Source organism: Flavobacterium sp. A45 (assembly GCF_002001005.1).
GTDB lineage: Bacteria > Bacteroidota > Bacteroidia > Flavobacteriales > Flavobacteriaceae > Flavobacterium.
Window position 1 is genome coordinate 16,332 of record NZ_MUNX01000101.1, and the last position, 12,467, is coordinate 28,798.

Annotated in this window: 6 protein-coding genes; all 6 read right to left on the reverse strand. The window is 33.0% G+C overall.

Features of this window, described 5'->3' with window-relative positions; genetic code table 11:
* Window positions 1-41: 41 nt before the first annotated feature.
* The gene (locus tag B0E44_RS12975; RefSeq protein WP_077375841.1) at window positions 42-2,249 is read right to left on the reverse strand and encodes an FG-GAP-like repeat-containing protein; all 2,208 of its coding nucleotides are present in this window, start codon (window positions 2,247-2,249) and stop codon (window positions 42-44) included.
* 59 nt (window positions 2,250-2,308) lie between these two features.
* Entirely contained in the window at window positions 2,309-3,787 is a 1,479-nt protein-coding gene (locus tag B0E44_RS12980; protein WP_077375844.1) for a vanadium-dependent haloperoxidase, read from the reverse strand.
* Window positions 3,788-3,951: 164 nt separating this feature from the next.
* Window positions 3,952-4,494: a hypothetical protein gene (locus tag B0E44_RS12985; protein ID WP_077375847.1), complete on the reverse strand. Its 543-nt coding sequence runs from the start codon at window positions 4,492-4,494 to the stop codon at window positions 3,952-3,954.
* 20 nt (window positions 4,495-4,514) lie between these two features.
* Window positions 4,515-7,610: a VCBS repeat-containing protein gene (locus tag B0E44_RS12990; protein WP_254423295.1), complete on the reverse strand. Its 3,096-nt coding sequence runs from the start codon at window positions 7,608-7,610 to the stop codon at window positions 4,515-4,517.
* A gap of 332 nt (window positions 7,611-7,942) precedes the next feature.
* A complete protein-coding gene (locus B0E44_RS12995) occupies window positions 7,943-9,436 on the reverse strand; it encodes a RagB/SusD family nutrient uptake outer membrane protein (RefSeq protein WP_077375853.1) in 1,494 nt (497 codons plus the stop codon).
* Window positions 9,437-9,445: 9 nt separating this feature from the next.
* Window positions 9,446-12,448, reverse strand: coding sequence for a TonB-dependent receptor (locus B0E44_RS13000; protein WP_254423296.1), 3,003 nt, complete (start codon window positions 12,446-12,448; stop codon window positions 9,446-9,448).
* Between the last annotated feature and the right edge of the window lie 19 nt (window positions 12,449-12,467).

The window sequence follows — 12,467 nt, forward strand, 5'->3', positions numbered from 1 at the left end:
ATCATTCGTTTTATAAATGTCTAAAACTCTAATTTGCTGTATCAAATACAAATTGAGGATTTCGCTCCAGCAGTTGGAAAAACTATTTTTTTGATGTTTACTTTTGAAAAGTTGTTTTCACCCTCAATGATTTTGATAAACTGATTAGGCTGCACATTCTTAAAGACTTTTTTCTTCTGACTTTTTGGCCATGTAATTTCAATTTGGTCAATGATTGTGGCTTGTCCCACTCCAATTTCCATTCTTAAAGCCGATGCCCCAAAACTTCCGCCTGAATTTAAGGTTCGATATACCGATCTGGAAACGCCATTTTCTTTGAAACTTACTTTTACTTTTGTTCCAATCGCTGATCGATTGCTTTCTGTACCTTCTAATTGCATTTTTATCCAACGATTGTTGTTTTGACCGGGATTAAGATATAACGAATTATTGAAAGCATCTCCTATAAAGGCGCCTCCTACTTCTATAAAAATATCAGTATCTCCATCATTATCAAGGTCATTCAAAGCTACACCATGACCTTTTTGCAAGTTTCCAACCCTGCCAGAAACAGTAACATCCGCAAATGTTCCAGTTCCCATATTCCTGAATAATTTATTAGGTGTCAGTGATTTATAATCTGGATTTCCTGTTCCGAGATACATATCCAGAAACCCATCATTATCAATGTCTCCAAAATTTGCACCCATTGCAAATACTTTTTTACTTAGTCCAGACACTTTAGAAACATCTGAAAAAGTACCATCATGATTGTTATGGTACAAATACATTTTACCACTGTTATTTGGTATACCTAATGCTTCCATTGCAGTTTCACCAGCAACAGAACCCGTAAATTGGTAACCACAAACAAAAATATCCTGCCAGCCGTCATTATCATAATCCCAAAACCATGTTGGAAAAGTCATTACATTAATTCCTGCCAAACCTGCTTCATCTGTAGCATTTACAAATTGTGGAATACCATCTTTAACACCTGTGTTTTTTAATAATGTTTTTCTTTTGTTCATTCCGGAAAGAAATAAATCAATATCGCCATCATTATCATAATCAGCTGATGTTACTCCTTTTATAAAATCGACCACATCACATTTTGCAGCTGAAGCCACATTAGTAAATGTTCCGTCCTGATTATTCAAATATAATTCACAAGGGTAAGGTTCTTCTGTTGACTCGTTTCCAATAAATAAATCTAAATAGCCATCATTATTGAAATCATTCCAAGTGCCTGCTTGAGTAGGGAATTCAGAATACAATCCGCTTTTAATAGTTACATCAGTAAAAGTACCATCGCCATTGTTGCGTAACAACGAGTTGGGCTGTCTGCCAAATTTACCCATCCATGCCCCTCTCATAACAAAAATATCAGTATCGCCATCATTGTCATAATCAGCTTGTGTCATATTTAATCCTCCCTTAAAACGGCCTATTTCTGATTTTTTAGAATAATCTGCAAATTTTCCTTTTTTATCGTTTAGATAAAAGTGCATAACCCCATCCAAACTCCAATCAGAAGTTACAATGTCTAAGTAATTATCATTATTGAAATCATCAACAATAACACCTCCCGACATATTTCTGCTTTTTATTCCTACATTAGAAGCAACATCCAAAAACGGTTTTATACTGTATCCCGAATTATCTTTGTTTAAATTGGGTATCAGCCATTGTTTAGGAACGTTTAAAGGATAACCTCCTATAGTCATATATGCAATATTGAGAAGCCATCTGGATTCATAATCATCTGGATTAATAGTCATTAATTTCTCATAGATTTCAATTGCTTTCTGAGAACCTTCCCGTATAGTATGAATTCCTTTTTTTTGAATAGGAATAATGCATGACTCCGGGTTGTGGTAATTAACACAATTTTGTCTTTCTCCCAGTCTCATATAAGCAATTGCCAAAAATTTCAGTGATTGAGGGCTGTCTTTCCCATCGATCGCTTTCTTTCTATCAATAACACTCTGCAGTAATGACACAGCTTCAGCTTCTCTTCCAAATTTCAATAATGCATTGCCTTTATTTAATTCGTTATATAATTTGAAGAAACCCTCTTGGGAGCTTTTTATTATTGAGTCATAATAATCGATTTCTGCTTTTTCAGCAAATGCATTTGCTTTCACATTATACATTTTTTTTCTAGCCTCCAAAATCTTAACCATCTTGTCATTGGGATTAGAAAAATAATCGCAAGACTGTGTTAAAATAAACACTATAAATAGTAATAATACTTGTTTAATTTTCATGATTAAAATATTTTAGATCAGACTAGTCTTTATGAGTGAACTTATAAAAAAAGGCTCCATTAGTAATTGATTGTACTATTTCCAACATGAATATTATAAAACTTCCAAACTTCATGAGCCACATTTCTGCCAAGTTTAAGTCCTTCAACATTATCTGCCTGAATATGATAGCCTCCCATTACTCTGGAAATCCCCGCCATATTAGCTGTTTCTGTAAAGGTTGGGAATTTTAGAACAACAGGTTCTCCAATATTGTTTGGTTCTGTCATTGAACCTGGAGTACTGCAGGTTGCAGATTCTCCAAAAGTATCACTTCCTGTCCATAATTTTAATGCTTCACCACAACCGCCGCTAATGGTACTATGTCCCGAAACATAACCTGGAAAAGCAGGACATAAAAAAATATCTGGCGAGTAAGGTCTCCAATCTTGTCCTTTCATTTCTATATTCCCAAAACCAGGACCGCCCCAGGCTTTTATATTCTGATCTTTATAAAAATGATGAACTAAAGCATAAGGACGGGCAAAATCGTAAAACATTTTTGTATCCCAACATGCAATAAAACAATCCATAGCTGTCACCTGATTATAGAAAAACATTTTTACATCCTGATCTAAAGTGTGATTGTCACGTCTGGAAACATCCTGAGCAAATTTCAGCCAATGTCCGGCTTGCTGTACTGATTTTGGACCATCACGCATAAATTCTACTAATGCTTTTTGTTCGTTGGTAAGATTATATTGGAAATCTATTACTTCTTTTACTTCTTTTTTAAGTTGTTCTGAATCCAATGCAGGTGGTGGTATGCAACGAAATTGATCACCTGATTGTAATCCAACGGGCTTTACTTTGTTCCAAAATGGAGTTGCACAAGCTGGCGCAAACTTACCGCCTTTTCCATCTGAAAAATATTTTGGCTGCCAATGACTTACATCAGTCATTTCATCTGGAGAATTGACTGGCTTATAATTTACATAGTTAAAATACGGCGTTCCATTTGAACCATTTTCTTCACCATATTGATTTGATCCGTCATGTTTTCTCGCTTCAATTACAGCCTTTGCGGCTAAATTTCCTATTCCCACCGGTGTATTGGGATCTAATGATTTATCATTTGGATCTAATCCCAATTTGACCATAAAAGCGACAAAAATATCTTTGTCTGAAAAATAATATTCGCATAATGCATTATAGGCAGCATAACTGATAGCAATCTCTTTATTTTTAAGTGTCTGTTCTTTATTAGGTCTTCTTTCTATACCCTTTAAGTATACAGGAATTGCCTTTTGATCATAACGGCTCCAGGCATCGAAAACAGCAACAAATGTTAATCCCAAGAAACGGGAAGTCACTGTGGGTCTTGGCTTAAATCTTTCGGTATCGTTTCCGGTGGCAAGGACAGCAATTTCTGACCATTTGTAGGCCATATTATTTTCTCCTATTGGTTCTTTAATTTTATTTTCTTTGGTCTGTGCAAATATGTTTGCGGTTAAAGCACTAAAAAAAAGCACTTTAAACAGTAATTTATTAATTTTCATTTTGGTGGTTTTTTATGGTTTTTTAATAGCTTTCTTTCAATTAGAACTAATTGAATGTTGCATGTTAAATAAGCAAATTCAATCTTAAGTTAAAAACTAAAGATGTAATGCCACAGTATGATTTATTAAATCAAGTCTGTTTATATTTTAACATCAAGAAAATACTATACCATATCGGGAGGAGGATAATTTGCAGTGAAATGTCCAGAAAGAAGGTCTTCTTTTGGATTGTATGAATTTAAGGTAACAGGAAAAACTAATTTAGCTGTAGTCATTACTAAATTAATTGTTTCATTAGGAATGTAATCCTGAATAAAGGATTTCATCATTTTTTTACTTGGATTTTCTTTATCTGAATTTGTATCAAATAATTGGCTGTCCACAATTTTTTTTAATTTTTTATTCAAACCCTCATTATGGGAGTTCTTTAGGCAATACAATTTTAAAACATTGTTTACAATTCTTTTCTTAAAAACATGATAGGTTTTATTTTCAATAACAAAATCTTCATTCGCGTATTCAAAACCAGAATCAACTATATATGCATAAGGATTAATTGCAACTTCAATTACTTCGAAATTTGAATCGTCAGTTTTCTCCATAGAATTTACCCACATTTGCTGTTGTTGTTCAGCAAATATCGTGTAAAGTCCTAAAACGTTGTAAAACAATGTTACAACTAAAAAAAGCGATGCAATTTTCTTCATATTGAAAAACAGTGTCTATTTTATTTATATATTGAAAATATATTTAACTGAGCATTATTATTACCTATAATCAAATGCTTTTTACCTTTAATTTTTATTAATTTCATTTGTTTGGCATTTTCATCATTATAAAAATTTAAGTCTTTGTACGGTTTCAAATTTCCTTTTGAATCGCCTAAAAGAATATAGCCTGCATTACTGTCATAGCGGATGGTTTCAACTTCAGCCTCATAAATCCCTCCAGCACCGATAACATCTTTAAAACCATCTTTGTTTACATCCTCAAAAACAAAGGACATTGTTGGCCCCATTTGTGCACTATTAGGCAGTTCTTTAAAAGTAAAAGATCCTTTACCATTATTAACTGCATAACCAGATTTGAATTGAAATACTTTTTTATGATACGATTGCTTTAATTCTTTATCACCATAAATGTCATTCATGTTAGATCGTGCAAAACTTTTGAAAGTAGGCATCTTTTTACTGACGAATGAATTTTGTTGCGTAGAGCATTCTTTTCCTCTAACAGGAACTAAATTTCCATTATAGAGTTTACTTAGCACCATATCATAGGAGGCATTTTGATCAAAATTATTTCCATAAATATGCAATGGTTTTTTAGCAGAAGGATGAAACTTATTATTTCCGCCTAAGTTTCCAAAGAAATAATCCAAATCACCATCATTATCAATATCAGCTTCTGATACTGTGTTCCACCAGCCTTCGGTATCCTTAAACTCTTTAACATTAATAATTTTAAATTGACCATTTGTATTTTTTAAAACAGTAATTGGCATCCATTCTCCAACTACTATTAAATCTTTCAAACCATCATTATCATAGTCCGAAAAGATAAAATCATTCACAATACCAATTTTAGAAAACTCTGGAGCTAATGCTGCTGTTACATCTTTGAAAACTCCTTTATCATTTCTTAAAAAATAAGACTGAGCAACAAGCGGATATTTACCAGGAACACAATGACCTCCCACCACTAAATCTAAATCACCATCTTTATCAAAATCGAAAGATTTAGCAGCTTTAGAACTGGTTAACATTCTTGGCAGTCCTGAGCTTTTAATGAATTTTCCTTTCTGATTATTCAAATACAATCTATCTTGAAGTAAAGGGCTGTTTTCCGGCAATTCATAGCCTCCGCTGGTAACATATAAATCTAAATATCCATCATTATTGGCATCAAAGAATATTGATCTGATATCTTCATATTGCTTATCTTTTTCAAAATCACTCTGCACTGAAGTCTCAAACTTCCCGCTGCTGTTCTGCATAAATAATTTTCCAGATTGTCCTTGTGCACCACCCACATAGAAATCATCTAAACCATCTTTATTTACATCTCCAACTGATAATGCTGGCCCCTGCTGTGATAGTTTTTGCGGCAGTAAAACCTGTCTTGAAAAATCATTAAAATTATTTTCCTGATGTAAAAAATCTATTCCTAATTGTTCGGGTTTTATTTTAAATAAATTTTTATTTTCTTTTGCTGAAGACGGAGCTGTATTAACTGCATCTTTAATATCCAACTCAATAGTTTGATTGGATTTTACGTCCTCTACAATTGAAACCAATCCATTATCCCAAACTACTTCAATTTTTTTAATACTTTCTTCTTGTCCCAAACCAAAATTTAAAACATTTGTAACAGAAGATTGATAACCTCTCGTGGTATATAATTCTTGATATTGCTGTTTTTTATCTGTAAAAACTTTAATTTTTGCACCTATTGCATTTACATTTTTTGGTGTTCCAGTAAGTTTTATGTTTATAAAATTCCCTACAGAATTGTTTTTATAAATTGAGGCTTTAGCAGACATATTATTAACGACCAAATCTAAATCTCCATCATTGTCTAAATCGGCATAAGCAACTCCATTAGAATTTACTTTTTCATCCAGTCCCCAAGATTTGGTAGAATTTGAAAAAGATAGATCACCGTTATTTTTAAAACTATAATTAGATAATTTTTCGGAAGGCATCATATTGACAACATCCAAAACAGTCATCTGTATGTTATTATCAAGGTTACTTTTTACTTTACGGATGTAATCCTGATTACTAAAATCACGATCTATACCATTAGTAATAAATAAATCTTTATAACCATCATTATCAAAATCAGCAATAAGCGGCGCCCAGCTCCAATCCGTCTTGGACACTCCTAATAATTGCCCAATATCACTAAATGTGCCATTCCCATTATTTAACTGCATCACATTTGCCATATAGGGTAAATTATAGCCCGCATTAATTATTTTTTCAAAGCCTTCCGTATTCATACTTGGCATATTTTCTTTACTGCGGATATGATCTTCTGCCGACATTTCCAGCACCATCAAATCAGGTAAAAAATCATTATTGATATCAGCATAATCTGTTCCCATACTGTTATAAGAAATATGCTTAAAACGAGTATTTAATTCATTTGTAAATGTTCCATCCTGATTATTTATATATAAAAAATCCGGCATTATATAATCATTGGCAACATAAATATCAGGCCAGCCATCATTATTATAATCTCCAATCGAAGCACTTAATCCCCAAGCCTTATTGACAATTTTTGCTTCCACAGTTACATCTATAAAGACATTTCCATCATTTCTAAACAAATGACCCGAAGTTTCCGGATATTTTTTCTGCTTTTCTTTCTTTTCAAGACGCAGCGTATTTTGAAAATCAACTCTGTGATTTACTAAATACATGTCCAAATCGCCGTCTTTATCATAATCAAAAAAGTAGGATTGTATAGAAAAACCATCATTATCCAAACCAAAAGCACGGGCATCTTCTTTAAATGTACCATCTTTTTGATTGATATATAACTTGTTTTTCCTCCATTCTTTTGATTCTAAAGAAGCTGATTTACAAACATAAATATCTAACCAGCCATCATTATTAATATCAATCATTGATACTCCTGTTGTCCAGCCAAATTCATCAGTAACATTAGCTGACTGCGTAATATCTTCAAATTCAAAGTTTCCTTTATTGAGATATAATTTATTAGATTCTTGATTTGAAGAAAAATAAATATCCTGCAAACCATCATTATTAATGTCTCCAATAGCAACACCACCTCCATTTAAAGCATACATATATCTAACACAATTAAATATAGTATCCTGTTTTACAGTATTTATAAAGTTAATTTGTGTTTGTTCACTTGGAACTAATGTAAAAAGGGTTTCAGCATTTGAACTTTTTTTCTTGAATTGATTGTCACATTGGACAAATAAAAAAACAATTAGAGAGAAAACGATAAATTGGGACAATCGCATAGAAGCTTATTATTAGGGATAAAAAAATTAAAAAATTATTTTTTAATAGAAATGCAATACATTAATAAACAGCGCATACAAAAATATGCGCTGTCTACTTAAATACTAATTCAAACTAACTTAACCTACCTAACCTATTCATAAATTATTTAGTAACCAGGATTATTATTTGCTGGTGTTATATTTGGATTTGAAGATGTTTCTCTATTAGGTATTGGCCATAACTCGCTCTTTCCAGCTTGAAAACCTGTTCCTGCCAGTTCAGTAGCAGCAATACCCCATCTTATAATATCATCAAAACGAACTTGCTCACCAGCTAGTTCCACCTTACGTTCATGAACAAGTGCAGTAAATACCTGATCTTTTGTGAGTGTAGTAGCCAATGCTGGTAGGTTTGCTCTAAGACGAACTTCATTAATATATCCAATAGCAGCGGCTTGTGAACCTCCAGCTCTTAAGCTTTCACATTCTGCTTTCATCAGCAATACATCTGAATAACGCATAACTTTAAAATTGATACTTGAATCTTGATTTTCATCAATACGCTTGTAATAATTTTGATATTTTTTCCAGCCTGCTCTTCTAAAAACTTCTCCCACTTTAAAATTAGCAGCTGTCATAGTTAACGTACCATTATTATATTTAGATCCAGGTACATAAAAAGTTTCAGCAAAGCGATCATCGCCTGTTTCATACTCATCTAATAAATCATCAGATGGATATACATTATACCAGCCTAAGTTACCATATTCCTGACCTCTAAGTGTTGCTTCAGCAACACCAGTTCCAGCAGTATCACTACCCCACTTGTCACCTGTTCCTAAAGATTCATCATATTCAATCTCAAAAATTGACTCTGGGCCATGTTCAGTTTCATCCATAAAGTTATTATAAAACTTACCTTTAGGTTCTAAGCTGAATCCTGTAACTTTATTAAAAGCAGCTAAAGCTTCGTCATATTTTTTTTGATATAAAAGTGCTTTACCTAAATAAGCAAAAGCTGCTTCCTTAGTTGCTCTTCCTTTTTCTTCCACACTTTTGCTTAATAGATTTTTTGATGCAAAATCAAAATCATCAGTAATCAATTTATAGACATCTGCTTTAGGACTTCTTGGAGCTCCAATTAGAGTTTGTGACGTATAAATTGGCAAATCACCAAAACGAGGTACTAAAAGAAAATAATAATAGGCTCTTAAAAAATGAGCTTCTCCTAAATATTTATTTTTTTGCTCTTGTGATAAAACTGTATTCGGCAAAGCTTGAATTTTAGCTTCATTATCTAATACAAAATTTGCTTTAGATATTCCTAAAAAACAGGTCTCCCAATAGTATTGTATAATATCACTTCCTGCATCAAAACTAAAATTTAGGAAAGGTGTTTTGTTACCTTCTAATTGCGGATTTCCTTTGTTTTCCTGAGACATATTGTCTAAAGCAAAGAAAATGTGTCGTGCATACAAACCTCTTGTCTGCAAGTTTGCATAAGCAGCATTTACCGCAGATTGTACTTGAGGTCCTGTTGTAAAGAATGTTTCCGGGGATAATTCATTTGGATTAGTTAATTCTAAATCCTTAGTGTCACAGGAATTTATGGCTAAAATCCCAGACAATACTATAACAATATATTTTATTTTTTTCATCATGTTTATAAATTAAAATGTTACTTCAAGACCAAAAATAACTGATTTTGGTTGTGGGTATCTTCCTAAATCAATTCCAGCAGAATTTGCATTACCATCTACACGAGCAATTTCAGGATCTAAACCAGAATAATCCGTAATAGTAATAAGATTTTGTCCACTTAAGTAGAATCTTAGTTTTGAAAAATATTTTTGGAATTCGTTTCCTGAAAATGTATATCCAATAGTAACATTTTTTAATCTTGTATAAGAGCCATCTTCAACATATCTCTGACTAGCTGAATTCCAGTTTTGTTCGTTACCCAATGCTCTTGGCAATGTAGCTGATGGATTAGTTACAACTCCACCTGTAACAATAGATCTATCTAAAACCTCTGTTCCAGCATTAAACAAACGTTGCATAGCTGTTAAATCGAAAAGATTAGCATTAAAAACATCATTTCCTTGAACTCCCGAAATAAAGCAGTTAAAATCAAAATTTTTATAGGCTGCTGTAAGATTTAATCCATAAGTAAAATCTGGATAAGGATTTCCAATATTTGTTTTATCCTGTGAATTGATTACTTTATCTCCATTGCGGTCAACAAATCTAATATCACCTGGTTTAGCAATAGTTTGTCCTGGACCATAAACAGCATCTACTTCTGCTTGGTTTTGGTAAATTCCATTGGTTTCATAACCATAAAAATAGAATACTGGCTGACCTACTTCTAGCCTGGAGAAATTTTCTAAACCAGCTCTTGGTACTGGTCCCGCTAAGACATTTTTCACTCCTGGTGCTAATTCCGTTACTTCGTTTTCACTAGTACCTAAATTAGCTGTTGCTGACCAAGTAAAATCACCTTGTCTGTCATTGTACCCTAATGTTATCTCAAATCCCTTGGTTTTCATATCGGCAATATTTTGAGTTTGAGTTCCTGCAGGAGAACCAACAGATGCAGGAAGTGGTACTGCAAATAAAATATCAGTACCTTTATTACTAAAATATTCAAAAGATCCAGTAAATTTTTCTTCAAATAAACCAAAGTCTAAACCTATATTCCTGTCATTTTTAGATTCCCATTTTAAATCTGGATTAGCAGCACTTCCTGAAGTAACACCTGCTGCTGGTAGTCCATTAATTGGGTAAATATAATTAGCAGCCAAAGTAGCATTATACTGATAATCATTTATTCTGTCATTACCTGTAGTACCAGTACTCGCTCTAAGTTTTAATGTACTAAAAATAGAATTAGCCATAAAACTTTCTTTGGCAATATTCCAGCCTAAAGCTAGTGAATAAAAATTACCAAAACGATAATTAGATCCAAAGCGAGAAGAAGCATCTCTACGAAATGAACCAGCAAATATATATTTATCATCATAATCATAATTAAGACGAGTTATATATGCTAAATTATTGGCTTCACTACTTCCAGAGCTTAAATTCGCATCTTGTAGTCTTAACTGATCAATTTCATCAGAAATATAATAACGGCTACTAGCAGTTACATTTTCATTTTTAGATTGAATACTTGAAATAACTCCTAATACTTCTAAATTATGTTTATCAGCAATAGTAGTTTTGTATGTTAATCCATTATCAAATACTATACTTTGACCCTGTGAATTAATTTGAGCTGTTGTTGAAAATCCTTGACTATGAGCTGAACCATCTCTGTAACTAGGAACAAATGTATGATCTTTGCTTGTATAGTAATCTAAAGAAACTTGTGATCTAAATTTTAAACCTTTATAAAGTTCTAATTCCGCAAATATGTTTCCAATTATAGCTACTCCATTAATTTTTTGATAGCCTAAATTTGCAACACGTACAGGATTTTCAGCATCTTGTCCATCAGCAGAAGAAGGACCTTGATATCCACCTAAATTGTTTGAATTATACACAGGTAAATAAGGAGCCATTTTTATAGCATGCTCTAATAATGTTCTACCTCCTGCACTACGCTCTGGGTTAGTTTCATTAAAAGACAATCCAATATTACTTCCTACAGTTAATTTACCAATATTTTGTGTATTACTAGATCTAAAAGAATAGCGTTCAAAACCTGTTCCTATAATTGATCCTTCTTGCTTCAAATATCCAGCAGAATAGCGGCTTGTAGAATTTTCTGTGCCATTTGAGAAACTCAAATTATAATCCTGCATGATTCCAGTTTGAAAGATTTCGTCTTGCCAATCGGTATTAATATTACCAAATTCAGCAGCTCTTGCCGATACATCAACACCTAAGTCTTTAGCATACTTAACGTATTGTTCTGTATTTAGGACATCATATCTTTTAGTAACAGTTTGAGAACCTAAATAAGAACTAAAGGTCAATTGTCCTGGCCCTTTTTTCCCTTTTTTCGTAGTCACCATAATTACTCCATTGAATGCTTTAGAACCATATAGAGCAGTAGTAGAAGCGTCTTTTAAAACAGACATCGATTCAATATCATTTGGGCTTAGCCCTGATAAATTACCCGTCAAAACTCCATCTACTACGTATAAAGGAGCACTATTTCCCATTGTCGCTAAACCACGAATAGAAACTGTAGGACTTGAACCCGGAGCACCATTTACAACAGTAACCCCTGCTGCCCTACCCTGTAAAGCTGACTCTGCGTTAGTAATTGGCACAGCTACAATATCCTTTGAGCTTACCACTGAAACTGCTCCAGTAACCTTGGATCTCTGTTGTGTTCCAAAAGCAACAACAACTACTTCCTTTAAGTTTTGCGAAGCATCTTGCAACTTTACATTTATCATCGTTTGTTCTCCAACAGTAATCGTTTGGGATGAATATCCAATAAATGAAACCTCAATTTTACTGGATGAACTTACATCATTTAAAGCAAACTTTCCATCAAAATCTGTAGAAGTACTGTTTGACGATCCGACTACAACAATATTAGCCCCCGGTATAGGGGTTCCAAGAGCATCTGTAACAACCCCTTGAACCGCCTTGTTCTGGGCTTGAACATTATGAGCACAAATCACCACTAAGGCAATAATTGCAAATTTCAATTTCATTATCATATTAATTTAGTTT